This window comes from Campylobacter sp. US50a, assembly GCF_004379015.1.
Classification (GTDB): domain Bacteria; phylum Campylobacterota; class Campylobacteria; order Campylobacterales; family Campylobacteraceae; genus Campylobacter_D; species Campylobacter_D jejuni.
Genome location: NZ_RYYJ01000004.1, coordinates 80,054 through 99,952 on the forward strand (window position 1 = coordinate 80,054; position 19,899 = coordinate 99,952).

Genomic DNA, 19,899 nt, shown 5'->3' on the forward strand with positions numbered 1-19,899 from the left:
TCCAATAATACTTAACAGGCTTATACTTAGTATAAGAGTTAAATTTTTTACTTTTTTAAATGATTGTTCCCAGTTTTGCTTTAAGGTGTAATTTTTATGAAATTCTTCAAGCTCAGAGGCAGTTTTAAAATATAAAATAAGCAAAGAGATTAGTATACCTAAACCTCCTCCAAATCCTAAATGATAATTCTATTTTGCTTGAACAAAACCACATATAAGAGGAGCAATGAATGCTCCAATGTTAATTCCTATATAAAAAATTGTATAGCTAGTACTGCAACTTGTATCATTTTGTTTTTATGTAACATTCCAACCATTACAGAAGCGCTGGTTTTAAAAATCCAGCACCAATAACGATAAAAGTAAACCCTAGGAAAAATATAGATGTGCTCAAAATAGATAATATCCTAAAGCTATAATAAAAGAACCTAGAAATAAAGCCTTTTTTTTGCCCTAAATAATTATCAGTAATCCAGCCTTTAGGAAGTGCTACTAAATACAAGCATCCTACAAAAATGCCATAAATTGCCAAGGCGCATTCAGTGCCTATTCCAAGTCCACCTTTGTTTATGGTTGTTGCAATAAAAAGCAAATCTTTCCCAAAGTTCTACTATTGATAGAGAGAATAAAGGCTTGGGATGACCTAGGAAATTTGTATCGAGTTTTTGTATTTCTTGCTTAGTCACTTCTCAATACCTTTCTTTTTTATGCTTAAAATATTTTAACTCATAGTAATAGAAAAATAATTAAATTACAATATTTTTAAATATTTTTTATAGTAATATTTAAAAATATAACATTTTAATATTATTATAAATTAATAAATTTAAACATTAAATCAAGCTTTAATTTTAAACCCTGTGTATTGTATAGTTTTATTTTATCAATTTTTAAAGCTATAGGAAGATTTTCTAAATTTTGTATAAAATTGAGTAAGTCTTTAAAGTTGCCATTTAAACTTAGAGAAACATAATTATAGTGGATAAAATTTTTGTTTTCTTGGGAAAATTTTATTTCATTAATGGTTAAATTTTTGGATAAATTATTGATTTTTTTATTGAAAAAATCTTTATCATAAGAAAATAAATGCAATTTTTCTTTATAGTATTTTAATTTTTCTTCCTCTGTTTTTATCTGTTTTGTTAGCTTTGTCTCTATTTCTTTAAGATGTGAATTTTCTATTTTTGCTTCATTTAATGCAAGGTAATTATGTTCTATTAATGTTTTTTGAAAAATATCTTCCAAAAAGTGATCGTGAATTTTAAAAGCTAAAAACAAAGCACAAAGGCAGATAAAAGAAATAAAAAGAAATTTTTCCCTAGGATTTAAATTTTGCAAAAATACTTCTATTTTATTCATGTATGACTTCTAATATGATATTAAATGTTTCTTCATTTTTATCAAGAATTTTAAAAGCAGAATTTGGATTTTCTAATGCTCTTTTAAAGTGGTTTTCATCGATAAAAGAAAGAATGATTTTTGTTTGTTCAAATTCAAGATTTGTGACTTTAAGGTCATTGGAGTTAAGCCATGATATGATTTGATTTAGAATGATTGCTTTATTTTTATCTAAATTGATTTCTTTTGTTATGGTGGATAAAATATGAAATTGTTGTTGTGTAGATGATATTTTATTGGAAAGAGTAAAGTTTAAATCTTGTATGTTTGTTAATAATTTTTGCTTATCTTGTTTTAGTTTAGAAATTTCTTCTTGTATGATAAAATTTTTATTTTGAATTTCCTTATTTTGTTTGTACTCTATAAAATCTTTAAATAATAAAATCATCATGCTAAGACTAAAGCTAAAAATAAATATTAATATAATTTTAAAAGAAATAGATATTTTTATTTTATTATGCTTGATAAAATTACAATTTTGATCTAGATTTTTTATACTATATGAACTTAATTTCAATAAACTATTTTTATCAAGAATATCATTTAGATTTAAACATTTTATTTGAGATGAGAAGTAATGTTTGATTGTATCCAAATCCTGATAAAGTAGCAATTTGCTTTCATAGTGTTTTAAAAGTTCTGTAAATCGATTTTGTTTAAAAAATAAATCCATATTACCTGGGTTGAAATTTTCGATTTTTTTAAGATTGATAAATTTTCCTTCTTGGTAAAAATATAAATATAAAGTTTGATCATATAAATTTAAAACACAATAATCACTTTCTTCAATCAATCTTTCATCAAATAAAGCTTGAAAAATTAAAGGTTCAGGAAAGCAAAAACGACTTTTTCTCAATTTGCAAACAGGTGTTAAAAAACAATGATAAATTTCACTATGTTTAAAAAAAGCTATTTGATAGTCAAAGGGTTTGCTTAGCTTAAAATCTGCGGTTAAATTGTTAAAAAGTTCGTCTTCTTTGGATATTCCCGTTCTTTGAGCATAAAGTAAATCTGTAGATTTTATAAAATTTATTTTATTTAATGAATTAATTTTCATCATTTAGAAGTTTTTTTAAAAATTCTTCATCTTTTTGCCAGTTTTTTTTCACTGTTACAAAAAGCTTTAAAAGTACCTTTTTTTGGGCAAGTTTTGAAATTTTAAAGCGTGCATCTTTGCCTATTCTTTTTAAAGTTACCCCTTCTTTTCCTATAAACATACCCTTGTGAGAGTTTGTATCTGTGATGATATTGGCTTCTAGGATTAAAAGATTAGGTGTGTCTTTGGTGCGATTGATAAGCACTTCGCTACTATAAGGAAGCTCATCGCTTAAATTTTCATAAATACTTTCAAGTATGAAATCTCTATAAAGTTCTTTTTCGCTACTCGCACTTAAAAATTCAGGATCATAAAAATATTCATGTTCGTCAAGATATTTGACTATCTCATCTAACAAGCCTTTTTTATAGCTTTTTTTCTTAGAGGAATAAGGAATGATAGCCTTAAAATGTTGGCTAAATTTTGCATATTCGCTAAGTTTTTTTAAGAGCGTAGCATTGTCGGTTAAATCTACTTTATTTAAAACGATGATATGTGGTACTTGTGGGTTTAGACTAAGAAAATTTTCATAGTCTTTTGTACTATCAAAAACACTTGCCACAAATAAAATCACATCACAATCCCCCATGGATTTAATAGCACTTTGGATAAGCAGTTGATTAAGCGTAGCACCGCTTTCGTGAAGTCCTGGGGTATCGATAAAAATGATTTGATTTTTTTCATGCATCATTATGGCTTTGATTTTGCGCCTTGTGGCATTTTGTTTGTGAGAAACTAGGGCGATTTTTTCTTCTAATAAGGAATTGATTAAAGTACTTTTTCCTGCATTAGTACGCCCTATGATGCTAACAAAGCCACTTTTCACAAAATATACCTTGCAAGATCTTTATTTTCTATGATATCTCCGAGTTTTTCTTCTACCATTTTTTTATCCACTACGAATTTTTTACCCGCATACTCATCAGCTTCAAAGCTTAAATCTTCAAGTAATTTTTCTATCACAGTATGTAAGCGTCTAGCACCTATATCTTGCATTTCTTCATTGGCTCTTGAAGCTATTTTTGCTATTTCTTTGATTGCCTCATCATCAAATTCAAGTTCTAAATTTTCAGTTTTTAAAAGCTGAGAGTATTGTTTTAAAAGTGAATTTTTAGGGCGTGTTAAAATTTCATAAAGAGCTTTATCATCAAGACTATCTAATTCCACTCTTAAAGGAAAGCGTCCTTGTAGTTCAGGGATAAGATCACTTGGTTTGCTAAGATGAAAAGCCCCTGCAGCGATAAAAAGAATATGATCGGTTTTTAAAGTACCTATTTTTGTTTGTACATTTGATCCCTCGACTATAGGAAGTAAGTCTCTTTGTACCCCTTCTTTACTTGGATCTTGGCGGTTTGAATTTCCGCTTGAAACAGCGATTTTATCGATTTCATCAATAAAAATAATCCCTTCATTTTCCGCCCTTTTTAAGGCTTCGCTTTTGATGCTTTCTTGGTCTAGGATTTTTTCTCCTGCCTCATTTTTTAAAGCATTTTTAGCGTCTTTGATTTTCATTTCTTTTTTGACTTTTTTACTGCCAACGCCTATAACCTTAACTATATCTTGCATTGCACCCATTTCAGGAGGTAGGTTGGGATTGGTATCAAACATATTTTGTGAAATTTCTATTTCTATAGTGCTTTCATCAAGATCGCCATTTTTTAGTTTAGTTCTCATTTTTTCAAGACTGTTTTTATATTCTTCTTGTTTTTCATCGCTGATACCCTTTGGTAAGGGTGGTAAAAGTTTTTCTAAAATTTTATTTTCTATAAATTCATCGATTTTATCTTTGTTTTTTTCTCTTTGCTCATTTTTTACCAAATTTAAAGCCGCATTGGCAAGATCTCTTACCATGCTTTCTACATCACGACCTACAAAACCTACTTCAGTATATTTACTTGCTTCGATTTTGATGAAAGGAAAGCCCATCATTTTAGCTAAACGCCTAGCGATTTCTGTTTTTCCTACACCTGTAGAACCTATCATTAAGATATTTTTTGGCACTATATCATCTTGCAACTCAGGGCTAAGTTGCATTCTGCGGTAGCGATTTCTTAAAGCTATGGCTATGATTTTTTTAGCTTTTTTTTGTCCTATAACATAATCATCTAAAAATTTAACAATTTCTTTTGGAGTTAGATTCATTTCTCATCCTCGATTACATAAGTTTTGATATTGGTATTAGTATAAATGCAAATTTCACCTGCGATTTGAAGACTTGATTTTACAAGTTCTTCTTCATCTAAATTGGCATGTTTTGCTAAGGCTCTAGCAGCTGAAAGTGCATAGTTTCCACCACTTCCTATGGCTGCGATTTGTCCATCTTCAGGTTCGACCACATCGCCTGTACCAGAAAGTAGAAAAATGTGATTTCTATCAAGTACGAGCATCATGGCTTCAAGTTTTCTTAAGTATTTGTCTTTTCTCCATTCTTTAGAAAAGTCAATCGCTGCTTTTAAAAGATCGCCTTTAGAACTTTGAAGGAGATTTTCAAACATATCAAAAAGATTAAAAGCATCAGCTGTTGATCCTGCAAAACCTGCTAAAACTTTGCCATTGTTGAGTTTTCTAATCTTTACAGCATTGCCTTTTAGCACCGTATTTCCAAAGCTTACTTGTCCATCTCCGCCAATTACGGATTTATTTTTACCTTTGTAAGCTAAAATCGTTGTTGCGTGAAACATTATTCTGCCTTTATATTTATGTTAAATTTAGCATGGATTGCGTGTCCAAGTTTTACGCTTACTTCGTGAATTCCTAAGCTTTTTAAGGTGTCGCATTCTAAACTTTTTTTATCGATTTCTATATGGCTTTGTTCTTTTAGGGCGTGAGCGATTTCATCTTTGGTTACGCCACCAAACAAACTTCCATTTGCACCTACGGGTTTTGAAATTTCAAGAGTGATTTTGCTAAGTTCTTCTTTGAGTTTTTCTAAATTTGCGATTTCAAAGCGTAAATTTTCAGCCTCTTTTTTCTTGTCGCTTTCATATTTTCTTAAAACTTCATTAGTAGCTGCTTTAGCAAAGCCTTTAGCGATTAAGAAATTTTGTCCGTAGCCGTCTTTTACTTCTTTTATTTCTCCTGCTTTTCCAAGTGTTTTTACATCTTTGATTAATAATACTTTCATTTTATTCCTTTATTAAAATTTTCTTCCATTTTTTCCTGCAATGATAAAACGCAAAGCATTAAGCTTGATAAAGCCTGCTGCGTCTTTTTGATTATACACTTCATCTTCTTCAAAAGTACAATAAGCTGCGTTAAACAAGCTATCGTTCGCACTTTCACGTCCTATAACCATCACATTGCCTTTATAAAGCTCGAGTTTTACTCTGCCATTGGCGTGAATTTGAGACTCATCGATTAAGGCTTGAAGCATCATTCTTTCAGGCGAGAACCAATAGCCATTATAAATTAAACTTGCGTATTTTGGCATGAGTTCATCTTTTAAGTGTGCTGCTTCTCTATCAAGCGTGATGCTTTCAAGCGCTCTGTGTGCTTTTAAAAGTATAGTACCGCCTGGAGTTTCGTAACAACCACGACTTTTCATTCCTACATAGCGATTTTCTACTATATCAAGGCGTCCTATACCGTGTTTGCAGCCTAGTTCGTTAAGTTTGGTTAAAAGTCCTGCAGGACTTAGTTTTTCTCCATTTATCGTTACTAAATCTCCCTTTTGGAAATCAAGTTCTATAATTTCACTTTCATTTGGAGCGTCTTTTGGGCTTTTACTCCATCTCCACATATCTTCTTGGGGTGCGTGTGCAGGATCTTCTAAAACAAGTCCTTCATAAGAAATATGAAGTAAATTTGCGTCCATAGAATAAGGAGATTTTCCTTTTTTCTTAGAAATATCAATACCGTGTTTTTGTGCATAAGCAAGGAGTTTTTCACGACTGTTTAAATCCCACTCACGCCATGGAGCGATGATTTTTAAATCGGGATTAAAAGCAAGATAACCAAGTTCAAAACGCACTTGATCATTTCCTTTGCCTGTGGCGCCATGACTTACCGCATCAGCACCTGTTTGCAGGGCAATTTGTGCTTGAGTTTTTGCTATAAGTGGTCTTGCTATACTTGTTCCTAAAAGATATTCTCCTTCATAAATCGCATTGGCTCTAAACATAGGAAATACATAATCTTTAACAAATTCATCTCTTAAATCTTTAATGAAAATATTTTCTTCTTTTATGCCTAAAGAAAGGGCTTTTTTTCTTGCAGGTTCAAGTTCTTCGCCTTGACCAATATCTGCTGTAAAAGTTACAACTTCGCAATTATACTCATCTTGAAGCCATTTTAAAATAATGCTCGTATCAAGCCCTCCAGAATACGCTAAAACTACTTTTTTTACTTCATTTTTCATAAGATATCCTTTGTTAAAATAGATTTTGAAAATTATGAAATTGTATCCAAATTTCATTAAAGAAAAGTTTTTACTTGCTATTTTCTTAAAAAATAAAGCAAAGGCGTAAGCAAATTTTGTTCCAAAAATTGATTTTTTTTGCTAAAATTGCTTTTATGAGAGTAGATAAATTTTTAAATGTAGTTAATATCACGAAAAGAAGAGCTATTTCTGAAGATATGTGTAAAAGTGGTGTAGTAGGGATTAATGGTGTTATTGTTAAAGCGAGTAAAGAGGTTAAGGTGGGTGATATTATCACTTTACATTTTACTGAATACACTCAAAAATATAAAGTGCTAGCTCTACCTAGTACGAAAAGTATTCCTAAAAACGCACAAAATGAATATGTGGTAAAATTATGAAAGAATTTATTTTAGCAAAAGATGAGATCAAAACGATGCTTCAAATAATGCCTAAAGAAGGTGTTGTTTTGCTTCAAGGAGATTTGGCTAGCGGAAAAACAAGCTTGGTGCAAGCTTGGGTTAAATTTCTTGGTCTTGATGCAAGGGTAGATTCTCCAACTTTTTCCACTATGCAAAAATATGAAAATCATGATATTTGCATTTATCATTATGATATTTATCAAGAAGGTTTAGAAGGACTTTTAGCGAATGGTTTATTTGAAAATTTTTTTGAAAAAGGTTTACATTTGGTTGAATGGGGCGGTGAAAATTTGAAAAAAACTTTAATGAAATTTGGAATTTCTACTATTCAGATTAAAATTAGCATTAAAGATGACAAAAGAAAGTATGAAATTTATGAGTAAATTAGAAATTGTAAATTTGGAAAAAATTATTAAAAAAACTAAGATTATACATGGAATTTCTTTAGAGGTTAATAGCGGAGAAGTTGTAGGACTTTTAGGGCCAAATGGTGCAGGAAAAACAACAACTTTTTATATGATATGTGGACTTATTTCTCCAAGTAGTGGAAAAGTTCTTTTAGATGGTTTGGATGTAACAAAAGATCCTTTAAATAAAAGAGCTAGATCAGGGATAGGTTATCTACCTCAAGAAAGTAGTATTTTTAAGGATTTAAGTGTAGAAGATAATTTGCTTTTAGCGGCTCAGATTTTTTATAAAGATAAAAAAATTTTACATGATAAAGTTGAGCAAATGCTTGAACTTTTAAGTATAGAACCTATTCGTTTAAGGAAAGGTTTAAGTTTAAGTGGAGGTGAAAGAAGGCGTTGTGAGATCGCTAGAAGCTTGATGTGCGAACCTAAGTTTTTGCTTCTTGATGAGCCTTTTGCAGGTGTTGATCCTATAGCAGTGGCTGAAATTCAAACTTTAATTAAAGAGCTTAAAAGATTAGGGATTGGGGTTTTAATTACCGATCATAATGTGCGTGAGACTTTGGCTATTTGTGATAGAGCTTATGTTATAAGATCAGGTTCTTTGCTTGCTAGTGGGAATGCTGATGAAATTGCAACCAATAAAGACGTGAAAAAGTATTATTTAGGAGCGGAGTTTAAACTCCTTGATTGATGTTAAAGCAAAAAATCACCCAAGCACCCAAGACTAAAATTTCTCAAACTTTACGCTCTTGGTTGCCGATTTTACAAGCAAACATAGAGGATTTAAAAGAAAATTTAGATAAATTTGCTGAGGATAATCCTTTCTTAAATGTTCAAGATTCGATACAAACTCATGATAAGGGTAAGAATTATTTTGATTCATTTTATAAACATAATGTAAATTCGGCTTTTGTGGATAGTAAAGGACTTGCCAAAAAAAGTGTTTATGAGCTTTTAAATGAACAGATTCTTCCTCCTTTGTTTCCTACAAACAAATCTCAAGAACTTGCAAAAAAAATTATAGAATGCTTAAATGAGGAAGGATATTTTGAATACGATGAAGAATTTTTAAAAGAGTATTCTTTGGAAGAAATTGAGCGAGTAAGAGCAAGATTTAAATTTTTAGATCCTGTAGGAGTGGGAGCTAAAGATTATAAAGAAGCATTTTTATTTGCTCTTGAAAATATGGAGTTAGATGAAGATATTGATGAGTTTTGTAGAATGTTGATTATGGATTTTGAAAATATGCAAAACTATACCAAAGAGCCTTTATATAAAGAAGCATTAGCTGTACTTAAGCGTTTTAGCACTCCTCCTTTTTTGGAATATTTTGAAGATTCTCGTATAATTGTTCCTGATATTTTTGTTTATAAAGAAAATGGTGAAATTAAAGTAAAAATCAATGATGATTATTATCCTGAAATTTCAATCCAAACTGATGGTTTAGAGCATGATTTTTTAAGTCATTACATCAAAGAAGCAAAAAATTTAGTCGATGCTCTAGCGATGAGAAAAGCTACTCTTTATAAAATAGGGCTTATGATAGTAGAATATCAATATGATTTTTTCATGGGAAAAGAGATAAAACCTATGACTTTTAAGGATTTAGCACTTGATTTAGAACGTAATGCTTCGACTATATCAAGAGCTGTGGCAAATAAATATTTAAGTTGTGAAAGAGGACTTATTCCCTTGCGTGATTTTTTTGCTTTTGCTCTTGATGAAGAGGGAGAGACTTCAAATGTAGGTGTTAAAGAATTTGTGGCAAATTTAGTAAAGAATGAAGATCGCAATAAACCTTTAAGTGATAGTAAAATTTTAGAATTAATCAAAGAAGAATTTAAGGTCGATATCGGACGAAGAACTATTACAAAATATCGCAAACATCTTAATATAGCAAGCTCTACAGATAGAAAAAAAATATATGAACTTGAAGGATAAAATTCTATCAATCTATCAAATCCATTACGCTTGTGTTTTATATTTAAATTTAATTTAAATAATTTAAAAAATTGTTATTTTTATTTTTATAAATATTATTCTTTAATTTAAAAATGTGATACAATAATAACTGTTTTTAAATATCAATTTTCAAAGGAGTTAAAATGGACTTTTTAACAAGCCTTAGTGAGGGAGGGCAATTTGCAGTCCAAATCATTATCGTTTTAATTTGTCTTTTTTACGGTGCAAAAAAAGGCGGTATAGCGCTTGGTTTGCTTGGTGGTATAGGTATTTTAATGCTTGTATTTGCTTTTCATATAAAGCCTGGAAAACCAGCCATAGATGTTATGCTTACAATTTTAGCGGTGGTGGTTGCGAGTGCAACTTTGCAAGCGAGTGGCGGTTTAGATGTTATGCTTCAAATAGCAGAAAGAATTTTAAGACGCAATCCTAAGTTTTTAACAATACTAGCACCTTTTGTAACCTGCTTTTTGACTATACTTTGTGGAACAGGACATGTGGTTTATACTATTATGCCTATTATTTATGATATAGCGATTAAAAATGGTATTCGCCCTGAGCGTCCAATGGCAGCAGCTTCTATATCATCACAAATGGGTATTATTGCATCTCCTGTATCTGTGGCTGTTGTGAGTTTGACTGCTTTGCTTTTAAATGCTAATCATAAATTAGCAGGTTTTGATGGTTATATCAATCTTCTTCAAATTACTATACCTAGTACATTATTTGGTGTATTGTGTATAGGAATTTTTTCTTGGTTTAGAGGAAAAGATTTGGATAAAGATGAAGTATTTCAAGAAAAACTTAAAGATCCTGAATTTAAAAAATATGTTTATGGGGATTCTAAAACACTTTTAGGTGTTAAACTTCCAAAAAGCAATTGGGTTGCAATGTGGATTTTCTTAGGAGCTATTGCTTTAGTAGCTTTATTGGGTGTATTTGATTTCTTGCGTCCAAACTGGGGACAAGTTGTAAAAAATGGCATTCCTCAAGTAGATGCTTTAGGCAATCCTAAAATGGATGTTTTATCCATGGTTTCAGTTATTCAGATGTTTATGCTTTTAGCAGGTTCTTTGATTATCATCTTTACTAAAACAGATGCAAAGAAAATCGGCTCTAATGAAATTTTTAAATCAGGTATGATAGCACTTGTTGCGGTTTTTGGAATTTCTTGGATGGCTGATACTATGTTTGCAGTTCACACTCCTATGATGAAAGCAGCACTTGGAGATATAGTAAAAGAGCATCCTTGGACTTATGCTGTAATGCTTCTTTTAATTTCAAAATTTGTAAACTCTCAAGCAGCAGCTATTTCGGCTTTTGTTCCTTTGGCTTTAGGAATTGGTGTTGAACCTGGTGTAATTGTTGCCTTCGCGGCTGCTTGTTATGGATATTATATTTTACCAACTTATCCAAGCGATTTAGCTACTATACAATTTGACAGATCAGGTACTACTCACATCGGTAAATTTGTTATCAATCATAGTTTTATTTTACCAGGTCTTATAGGTGTAATCACTTCTTGTATAGCAGGATATTTTATTGCTATGGCAGCGGGTTATCTTTAACAATTTTTAGCAGGATTTTTCCTGCTAAATTTTTCATTTGTCTTTTTATTTAATATAGATAAAAATTATAAATAAATCATAAAATTAGTATTAATCAAAATATAAGCTTAACAAGGATAGAATAAATCCTATTTTGAATCAATGAGAAAGGGCTATCCTATGGATGTTATCTTTGCTTTGCTTCTGCTTTTAGCTTTTGGTAGTTTATGGTTTTTTATCCGTTTTTGTGAAATTCAAACTAGGACACGCGGATGATATTTTTACTAGTTTTAAGCTTAATACTTGCTCTTTATTTATTTTATGCTCTATTATATCCTGAAAAATTTTAAAGGAAAAATATGCTAGAAATTTTAATAACACTGATTATAGCTTTTATATTGGCTTTAATTTTTGGAAATTATCTTTATAAAATTGCAAGCTGTAAAAAAACTATTTTTGATTTTATTTTTAATCCAATTGATAACTTAATTTATAAAATTTGTGCGATTGATAGAAAAAATATGACTTGGCAAAAATATTCTTTGCATTTAATTGCTTTTAATGCTTTAGTAGCTATTTTTTCTTTCGTGATTTTTTATTTACAAGATAAACTTTTTTTAAATCCCAATTCGATAAATTCTATGAAAGGGGATTTGAATTTAAATACTGTAATTAGTTTTATTACAAATACAAACCTTCAGCATTATAGTGGAGAGAGTGCTTTAAGTTTGCTTTCCCAAAATACAGGCATTTTACTTGCTATGTTTGTTTCAAGTGCAAGTGGATATTCTGCTTGTATGGCTTTTTGTCGTGCTTTATGTGGTATGCAAATGGGAAATTTTTATGAAGATTTTACGCGTATTATTACGCGTTTGATGTTGCCTTTAAGTTTTATTTTGGCTGTAATTTTTATCTCTGAAGGCGTGGTGCAAAACTATCACGCAAATTTTAGCGTGCTTACTTTAGAAAATAAATTTCAAAGTATTGCCACAGGTCCTGTTGCAGCTCTTGAGTCTATAAAACATTTAGGGACAAATGGGGGTGGTTTTTTTGGTGCTAATTCAAGTATGCCTTTTGAAAATCCTACTTCACTTACAAATTTTTTACAAATTTTATCCATGATGCTTATTCCTAGCGCCTGTGTTGTAGCTTTTGGATTGATGGTTTATCATAGAAAAGAAAGACAAGGTTTTGCTCTTATGGGAAAAGAAGGGGGAGTTATTTTTGGTGCAATGGGGATTATTTTTATCATTTCTTTGCTTTTAATTTATTTTAGCGAAAAAATGTCAAATCCAAATTTGGATTCTTTGGGTTTAAATGCAAATTTGGGAAATTTAGAAGGTAAAGAAATAAGATTTGGCACAGATGGTTCGAGTTTATTTAGTGCTGTAACTACTGCTTTTACTACAGGAAGCGTCAATAATATGCACGATAGTTTAAATCCTTTAAGCATCAGTGCTACTTTGTTAAATATGATGTTAAATGTAGCTTTTGGTGGCGAAGGAGTAGGGCTTATGAATATGATTATTTATGTGCTTTTAACCGTGTTTATTTGTGCATTAATGATAGGCAGAACTCCAGAATTCTTGGGTAAAAAAATAGAAAGCGCACAAATGAAGCTTATAGCTTTGGTAATTCTTATCCATCCTTTATTAATCCTTGTTTTAAGTGCATTAGCTGTTGTTTTTGCAAAAGATAGTATAAGCAATCCTAGCTTTCATGGCTTGGCTCAAATTTTGTATGAATTTAGTTCTTCGGCAGCAAATAATGGTTCAGGACTTGAAGGTTTAAAAGATGATAATTTATTTTGGAATTTAAGTACAGCTTTTGCTATGTTTTGTGGGCGTTATTTGGTTTTAATAGCTCAGCTTGCTATAGCTGGATCGCTTTTGGCTAAAAATACACAAGAAAATACTGCAAATTCTTTAAAAACGGATAATTTAACTTTTATGTTTGTGCTTGTTTGTATTATATATATTTTTGCTGCACTTACTTTTTTTCCGGTGCTTACTTTATCAAGCATTGCAGAATATTTATCTTTATGGCATTAAGGAGAGTCAATGTCTAAAAAACAAAATAAACTCATTACAAAAGAAATTTTAAATAATGCCATAAAAGGAGCATTTTTAAAATTTGATCCACGCTTTATGATAAAAAATCCTGTTATGTTTATGGTGGAAGTTGGATTGATTCTTACTTTGATTTTAAGTATTTTTCCTACTTTGTTTAATGGAAATTCTGATGAAAGAATTTATAACATCTTAATCACTTTTATTTTATTTGTAACCTTGCTTTTTGCAAATTTTGCAGAAAGTATTGCAGAAGGAAGGGGTAAAGCCCAAGCAGCTACCTTAAGACAAAGTAAAAAGGATTCTAAAGCTAGACGCATAAAAAGTGATGGCAGTGAAGAAATGCTTAATTCTAGCGAGTTAAAAATAGGTGATATAGTTTTAGTTAAAGCAGGTGAACTTATACCTAATGATGGAGAAATTATAGAAGGTGCTGCAAGTGTTGATGAATCAGCTATTACAGGTGAAAGTGCTCCTGTTATGCGTGAAGCGGGCGGTGATTTTTCTTCTGTTACAGGTGGGACTACGGTTTTAACTGATTTTTTAAAGATTAAAATTTTAGTTGGATCTGGGGAAAGTTTTTTAGATAAAATGATCAATCTTGTAGAAGGTGCTGCGCGTCAAAAAACTCCAAATGAAATTGCTCTTAATACTCTTTTAATTGTGCTTAGTTTGAGTTTTCTAGTAGTGGTTGTAAGTTTATATCCTTTTATGCAATTTTTAGGCGTGAGTTTGCCTATTTCGTGGTTAGTAGCATTGCTTGTATGTCTTATTCCTACAACTATAGGGGGGCTTTTATCAGCTATAGGAATAGCAGGTATGGACAGGGTAACGCGTTTTAATGTGATCGCACTTTCAGGCAAGGCTGTTGAAAGTTGTGGTGATGTTGATACTATGATTTTAGATAAAACGGGAACGATTACTTTTGGAAACCGTTTGGCAAATGAATTTTATGAAGTTCAAGGTATAAGCAAAGACGAAATGATTAAAGCTTGTGTTTTATCCTCTTTAAAAGATGAAACTCCAGAAGGTAAAAGTATAGTTGCATTGGCTCAAAAAATGGGTTATGAATTAGAAGGTAATGATATTAAAGAATTTATCGAATTTAGCGCTCAAAATAGAATGAGCGGTGTGGATTTGCAAGATAATACAAAAATTCGCAAAGGTGCTTTTGATGCTATAAGAGCTTATATAAGCGAAATGAATGGAAAAATTCCTAGCGATTTAGAAACTAAGGTAATGGAAATTTCAAATCTTGGTGGCACTCCTTTGGTAGTGTGTAAAAATGAAAAAATTTTAGGAGTGATTTATCTAAAGGATACAGTAAAACCAGGACTTAAAGAGCGTTTTGATGAGCTTAGAAAAATGGGCATAAAAACTTTAATGTGTACTGGAGATAATCCTTTAACAGCAGCTACTATAGCTAAAGAAGCAGGGCTTGATGGATTTATAGCAGAATGCAAGCCTGAAGATAAAATAGAAGCCATTAAAAAAGAACAAGCCCAAGGTAAGATAGTAGCCATGACAGGAGATGGAACCAATGATGCTCCAGCTCTTGCACAAGCTGATGTAGGTATAGCTATGAACTCAGGAACTCAAGCAGCCAAAGAAGCAGCCAATATGATAGATCTTGATTCTAATCCTACTAAAATTTTAGAAGTAGTTGAAATAGGAAAAGGTTTGCTTATTACTAGGGGTAGTCTTACAACTTTTAGCATGGCAAATGATATTGCTAAGTATTTTGCTATTTTACCTGCTATGTTTAGTGTGGTTTTACCTCAAATGCAAATTTTAAATATTATGCATTTGGCTACCCCGCAAAGTGCTATTTTATCAGCACTTATTTTTAATGCTATTATTATACCTTTGCTCATACCTATTGCTATGCGTGGAGTTAAATTTAAGCCTATGAAAAGCGAGCATTTGCTTTTAAGAAATTTGAGTATTTATGGTTTAGGCGGTATGATCGCACCTTTTATAGGGATAAAAATAATTGATATTCCTACAGCTTGGATACTTAGAATTTTAGGAGTGTGATATGCTTAGAACTTTGCTTAGTTTTTTTGTGGTAATGCTAATATTGTGTACTCTTATTTATCCTTTTGCTTTAAATACAGTTGCAAAATTTATTTTTCCTTATCAATCAAGTGGAAGTTTAGTGGATAAAGAAGGTCGTCCAACTTTGGATATAAGTAAAGCGGTAGGTTCAAAGCTTTTGGGTCAAGATTTTAATAAGCCTTATTTTCTACATTCAAGAGCATCTGTATTAAATTACAATACAAGTGATGCAAATGAAAGCAGTGTAAGTTCAGGTGGATTTAATTATGCTATGTCAAATCCTGCTTTAAAAGAGCGTGTGCAAAAAGATTTGCAAAAATTTTTAGATGAAAATCCGCAAATTACAAAAGAACAAATTCCTTTGGATTTATTAAGCGCTTCAGGATCAGGTCTTGATCCTCATATTAGTCTTCAAGCAGCCCTAGTGCAAATTCCTAGGATAAGTCAATCTTCAAAAATCACCAAAGAAGAATTAGAAAAAATCATTCAAGAAAATACCGAGTCTAAATTTTTAGGGATTTTTGGGGAAGAAAAAGTTAATGTTTTAGCCGTTAATATAGCTATTGCTAAAGCCATGAAAAAAGAATAAACATGCAAAGACAAAGTCCTGAACAAATTCTTAAAAAACTTGAGGTTAAAGCCAAGGAAGAAGAAAAAAACAAACTTGCAAAATTAAAAATCTTCTTAGGTTATGCTGCAGGTTCTGGAAAAACTTATGCTATGTTAAGTGAAGCTAGAACTTTAAGGGATAATGGAGTTGATGTTATTTTAGGCTATATAGAGCCTCACGATAGACCTGAAACAATGGCTTTAACACAAGGTTTTGAAAGTATAGCTAATCTTGAAATTCCTTATAAAAATATAGTATTAAAAGAATTTGATTTAGACGCTACCCTTAAGAGAAAACCTGCTTTGGTTTTAGTAGATGAGCTTGCACACACTAATGCTAAAGGTTTGCGTAATGAAAAGCGTTTTCAAGATATAGAAGAACTTCTAAAAGCAGGTATTGATGTTTATACTACTTTAAATATACAACATTTAGAAAGTTTAAATGATTTAGTCGCTAATATCAGTAAGATAGAAGTTAAAGAGCGTATTCCTGATCGTATTTTTGATGAGGCTGATCAGGTTGAACTTGTTGATATTGAACCCAATAAGCTTTTAAAAAGAATGCAAGATGGCAAAATTTATAAGGAAAAACAAGCTAAACTAGCACTTGAAAATTTCTTTCGCCAAGAAAGACTTATAGCTTTGCGTGAGATTGCCTTAAGAAGACTTGCTTCAAGAGTGAATTTAAGAGCAAGTGAACAAAGGCTTATTAATGATGATTTAGCTTATCATACTGGAGAGCATATTTTAGTTTGTATTAATGCTTCAAATGCAAAGGTTATTCGTGCAGCTGCAAGACTTGCTTTAGCTTTTCATGCTAAATTGAGTGCGCTTTATATAAAAAATCCCAATATTAAAGAAGAAAAAGCCTTAGAAGAAAATATAGAACTAGCTAAAAGTTTTGATGCTGAAATCATTAGCGTATATGATGATGATATAGCAAGACAAATTGCAGAGTATTCAAGCCTTAGCAATGTTTCTAAAATTGTTTTAGGTAAAAATAAAGATAAAAAAAAGTTTAAAGAAGAGATTTTTGAAGCTGTTGCTAAAAAAGCACCCAATATTGATTTATATCTTGTTAATGAAAATCAAATTTCTACTCCTAAAATACGAAGTAAAAAAGGTTTTGATTTTTTAGGTTTTTTAAAAATCACAGGAGTTTTGCTTTTAGCAACTTTTATAGCTTTTGTATTTCATAAATTTAATACTCAGCCAAGTAATATAGTTATGATTTTTATTTTAGCAGTTTTTGCTTCTTCTTTTATTTCTGATAATAAAATTTTCGCCTTTTATTCTTCTTTGGTAAGTGTCTTGATTTATAATTTTTTCTTTTTAGAACCTATTTTTAGTCTTAAAGTTCATGATAGTGGAAATATTATTACTTTTACAACTATGTTTATAGTTGGATTTTTAACAGCTGTTTTTACTAGAAGATTAAAATTGCAATCTAAAGAACTCACTAAAAGAGCTTATAGAACAGCTATTTTGCTTGAAAATAGTGAAAAGTTAGCAAGAGTAAAAAGCAAACAAGAGCTTTGGGAACAACTTGGAAATCAAGCTTTAAAATTATTAAATTTACCTATTATTATTTATCCTATAAATAAAAACAATATTTTATCGAAACCTTTGTTGTTTTTTAACGATGATAAGCAAATGTTAAAAAATTGTTTTAGTGCCGATGAGATTGCTATTGCTCAATGGGTTGCAACAAATAAAGAAAGAGCAGGTGTTTGCACAAATACCCTGCCTAATGCCAATGCTATGTATTTACCTATAGAAGATGGGGAAAAAACTAAAGGGGTCATAGGTATAGTTTTAAAAGAAAAACGTCCCTTACAAGACTTTCAGTATGAAATTTTAAGTGCTTTACTTAATGAGGCGGGAGTTAGAACAAGGGATATATTTTTATTATAAATCCCTTAATTTATTAATCTCATCTCTAATTGCAGCAGCTTTTTCAAACTCAAGTGCTTTTGCTGCTTCAAGCATTTGCTTTCTTAATTCCTTGACAAGTTTTGCTCTTTCGCTAGCAGGCATTTTTTCTAGTTTTTTACCTTTGCGATAAATTTCGCCTAAATCCTCTTCATTTTTCAAGCTTTCTTCAATATGGCGTTTGACTGAAGCTGGCATGATATTATATTTTTTATTATAAGCCATTTGAAGTTTGCGACGTTCATTGGTGGTATCCATAGCTTCTTGCATGGATTTTGTAATCTTTTTGCAAAAAAGCAAAACCTTACCATTAACATTTCTAGCTGCTCTTCCCATGGTTTGGATTAAACTTGTTGTACTTCTTAAAAAGCCTTCCTTATCTGCATCCATAATGGCAATGAGTGAAACTTCAGGTAGGTCTAGTCCTTCTCTAAGTAAGTTAATGCCAATTAGCATATCAAAAGCACCGCTTCTTAAACCTCTTATGATTTCATTGCGTTCTATAGCATCGATATCTGAGTGCATGTATTTGACTTTTATACCAAGTTCTAAATAATACCTTGTAAGTTCTTCAGCGAGTTTTTTAGTCAGCACGGTTACTAAAACCCGTTCGTTTCTTTGTATGACTTTTTTAGCCTCATCAAATAAAATTTCAACCTGATTATCACTATCTTTTAATTCTATTAAAGGATCAAGCAGTCCTGTAGGACGCATGATTTGATGAAAGATATTTTCTTTACTAAGTTCAAGTTCTAAAGGTGCGGGTGTGGCTGAAACAAAAAGAAATTGACAATTTTTATGGATAAATTCATCAAACATTAAAGGACGGTTATCCAAGGCTGAAGGCAAACGAAAACCATAATCAACCAAGGTTTGTTTTCTGCTTCTATCTCCTGCAAACATACCCCTAAATTGTGGTAAAGATACATGGCTTTCATCGACTATAACAAGAAATTTTCTATCTTTAATCGCAAAATAATCAAAAAGCGTATAAGGAGTATCACCTTCTTTAAGTCCTGTTAAATGCCTTGCATAATTTTCAACACCTTTACACATTCCTGTGCTTGTAAGCATTTCAAGATCAAATTCAACCCTTTGTTTAAGGCGTTGATATTCTACGAGTTTATTTTCATGTTCAAAATAAGCAAGGCGTTCGTTAAGTTCTGTTTTTATGTCTTTTATTGCTTGTTTTAATCTTGTTTCGCCCACGCTAAACTGGCTTGTAGGATAGAGTATGAAGCGTTTTAAATCTTTGCCTTTTTTATTTTCTAAAACATTGTAATGATACATAGTATCAAGCTCATCGCCAAAAAATTCAAGCCTTACTACTTCATCTTCATAATAAGCTGGATAAATGTCTATAATATCTCCTTGAACTCTAAAATCTGCACGATCAAAAAAATTATCATTTCTTTTATAACCCATATCTACAAGTTTTTTTAAAAGTTCTTTTTGTGAAATTTGCATACCTAGTTCAAAGATTAAAACCATGCCTATGTATTCATTTGGATTACCAAGTCCATAATTTGCCGAAACACTAGCTATGCAAACTACATCTTCATAACTTAAAAGAGAAGCAGTAGCACTCAGTCTTAAACGTTCTAAGTCTTCGTTAGTAGAGCTGTCTTTTTCTATGAAAACATCAGTGCGTGGGATATAGGCTTCAGGTTGATAATAATCATAATAAGATATAAAATATTCCACATGATTTTTAGAAAAAAAGCCTTTAAATTCGCTATAAAGTTGAGTGCAAAGGCTTTTGTTGTGACTCATGATAAGAGTAGGTATATTAAGTTCTTTAATGACATTTGCCATGGTAAAGGTTTTTCCACTTCCTGTAACGCCTAGTAAGGTTTGATATTTGTTGCCTTTTTTTATACTTTTTACTATGCCTTTTATGGCTTCTTGTTGATCGGGACTGGGTTTAAATTCGCTGGTAAGTTCTAACATTTTTCTACTTTATTTTTATTTTTGAAAAAATTTTAAAAGAAAATGCTTTAATTAAAAATTAATTGACAATAAAAACCTAAATTTAA

General features: G+C 31.0%; 18 protein-coding genes and 1 pseudogene. 10 read left to right on the plus strand and 9 right to left on the minus strand.

The window, feature by feature from the left end; translation table 11 throughout:
- Positions 1-316: 316 nt before the first annotated feature.
- From ELQ11_RS10055 to ELQ11_RS03915, 8 genes are all read right to left on the minus strand, one after another.
- Positions 317-592: an amino acid transporter gene (locus tag ELQ11_RS10055; protein ID WP_243833534.1), complete on the minus strand. Its 276-nt coding sequence runs from the start codon at positions 590-592 to the stop codon at positions 317-319.
- Between the two features lie 218 nt (positions 593-810).
- Positions 811-1,359 (minus strand): hypothetical protein, encoded by a 549-nt coding sequence (locus tag ELQ11_RS03885; protein ID WP_126211050.1) that lies wholly within the window; start codon positions 1,357-1,359, stop codon positions 811-813.
- The gene (locus ELQ11_RS03890) at positions 1,352-2,458 is read right to left on the minus strand and encodes a hypothetical protein (protein WP_126236820.1); all 1,107 of its coding nucleotides are present in this window, start codon (positions 2,456-2,458) and stop codon (positions 1,352-1,354) included. Before ELQ11_RS03890 ends, ELQ11_RS03885 begins: the two co-directional genes overlap by 8 nt.
- Complete coding sequence (gene era / locus ELQ11_RS03895) at positions 2,445-3,320, minus strand: GTPase Era (protein ID WP_070243509.1); 876 nt, start codon at positions 3,318-3,320, stop codon at positions 2,445-2,447. The genes ELQ11_RS03890 and era overlap by 14 nt, the downstream gene beginning before the upstream one ends.
- The gene (gene hslU, locus ELQ11_RS03900) at positions 3,317-4,636 is read right to left on the minus strand and encodes an ATP-dependent protease ATPase subunit HslU (protein ID WP_052949649.1); all 1,320 of its coding nucleotides are present in this window, start codon (positions 4,634-4,636) and stop codon (positions 3,317-3,319) included. Before hslU ends, era begins: the two co-directional genes overlap by 4 nt.
- Positions 4,633-5,175 (minus strand): ATP-dependent protease subunit HslV, encoded by a 543-nt coding sequence (hslV, locus tag ELQ11_RS03905; protein WP_002776411.1) that lies wholly within the window; start codon positions 5,173-5,175, stop codon positions 4,633-4,635. The genes hslU and hslV overlap by 4 nt, the downstream gene beginning before the upstream one ends.
- Positions 5,175-5,618, minus strand: coding sequence for a 50S ribosomal protein L9 (rplI, locus tag ELQ11_RS03910; protein ID WP_002871329.1), 444 nt, complete (start codon positions 5,616-5,618; stop codon positions 5,175-5,177). The genes hslV and rplI overlap by 1 nt, the downstream gene beginning before the upstream one ends.
- 12 nt (positions 5,619-5,630) lie before the next feature.
- A complete protein-coding gene (locus tag ELQ11_RS03915) occupies positions 5,631-6,851 on the minus strand; it encodes an argininosuccinate synthase (protein ID WP_002871328.1) in 1,221 nt (406 codons plus the stop codon).
- A 155-nt stretch (positions 6,852-7,006) separates the two neighbouring features.
- Here ELQ11_RS03915 and ELQ11_RS03920 point away from each other — a divergent pair, with 155 nt between their 5' ends.
- The 10 genes and pseudogenes from ELQ11_RS03920 (at position 7,007) to ELQ11_RS03965 (ending at position 17,845) form a co-directional block, all read left to right on the plus strand.
- Positions 7,007-7,252 carry an RNA-binding S4 domain-containing protein gene (locus ELQ11_RS03920; protein ID WP_002864726.1) on the plus strand — a complete coding sequence of 82 codons (246 nt, stop codon included), beginning with the start codon at positions 7,007-7,009 and terminating at the stop codon, positions 7,250-7,252.
- Entirely contained in the window at positions 7,249-7,656 is a 408-nt protein-coding gene (tsaE, locus tag ELQ11_RS03925) for a tRNA (adenosine(37)-N6)-threonylcarbamoyltransferase complex ATPase subunit type 1 TsaE (RefSeq protein ID WP_002854905.1), read from the plus strand. Before ELQ11_RS03920 ends, tsaE begins: the two co-directional genes overlap by 4 nt.
- A complete protein-coding gene (lptB, locus tag ELQ11_RS03930) occupies positions 7,649-8,377 on the plus strand; it encodes an LPS export ABC transporter ATP-binding protein (RefSeq protein ID WP_002855252.1) in 729 nt (242 codons plus the stop codon). Before tsaE ends, lptB begins: the two co-directional genes overlap by 8 nt.
- A complete protein-coding gene (locus ELQ11_RS03935) occupies positions 8,377-9,627 on the plus strand; it encodes an RNA polymerase factor sigma-54 (RefSeq protein WP_126211043.1) in 1,251 nt (416 codons plus the stop codon). Before lptB ends, ELQ11_RS03935 begins: the two co-directional genes overlap by 1 nt.
- Positions 9,628-9,791: 164 nt before the next feature.
- The gene (locus tag ELQ11_RS03940; RefSeq protein ID WP_002871326.1) at positions 9,792-11,216 is read left to right on the plus strand and encodes an anaerobic C4-dicarboxylate transporter; all 1,425 of its coding nucleotides are present in this window, start codon (positions 9,792-9,794) and stop codon (positions 11,214-11,216) included.
- A gap of 141 nt (positions 11,217-11,357) precedes the next feature.
- Positions 11,358-11,545: pseudogene (gene kdpF / locus ELQ11_RS03945) on the plus strand (K(+)-transporting ATPase subunit F).
- A 9-nt stretch (positions 11,546-11,554) separates the two neighbouring features.
- Positions 11,555-13,246 (plus strand): potassium-transporting ATPase subunit KdpA, encoded by a 1,692-nt coding sequence (gene kdpA / locus ELQ11_RS03950; RefSeq protein WP_070210739.1) that lies wholly within the window; start codon positions 11,555-11,557, stop codon positions 13,244-13,246.
- Positions 13,247-13,255: 9 nt separating this feature from the next.
- Complete coding sequence (gene kdpB, locus ELQ11_RS03955) at positions 13,256-15,301, plus strand: potassium-transporting ATPase subunit KdpB (protein ID WP_053872371.1); 2,046 nt, start codon at positions 13,256-13,258, stop codon at positions 15,299-15,301.
- Position 15,302: 1 nt separating this feature from the next.
- Entirely contained in the window at positions 15,303-15,911 is a 609-nt protein-coding gene (kdpC, locus tag ELQ11_RS03960) for a potassium-transporting ATPase subunit KdpC (RefSeq protein ID WP_002871323.1), read from the plus strand.
- 2 nt (positions 15,912-15,913) lie between these two features.
- Positions 15,914-17,845 (plus strand): sensor histidine kinase KdpD, encoded by a 1,932-nt coding sequence (locus ELQ11_RS03965; RefSeq protein ID WP_070282744.1) that lies wholly within the window; start codon positions 15,914-15,916, stop codon positions 17,843-17,845.
- Here the strand turns inward: ELQ11_RS03965 and uvrB are convergent.
- On the minus strand, positions 17,840-19,813 hold the full coding sequence (gene uvrB / locus ELQ11_RS03970; protein ID WP_126253875.1) for an excinuclease ABC subunit UvrB: 1,974 nt from the start codon (positions 19,811-19,813) through the stop codon (positions 17,840-17,842). The genes ELQ11_RS03965 and uvrB overlap by 6 nt on opposite strands.
- Positions 19,814-19,899: the final 86 nt, after the last annotated feature.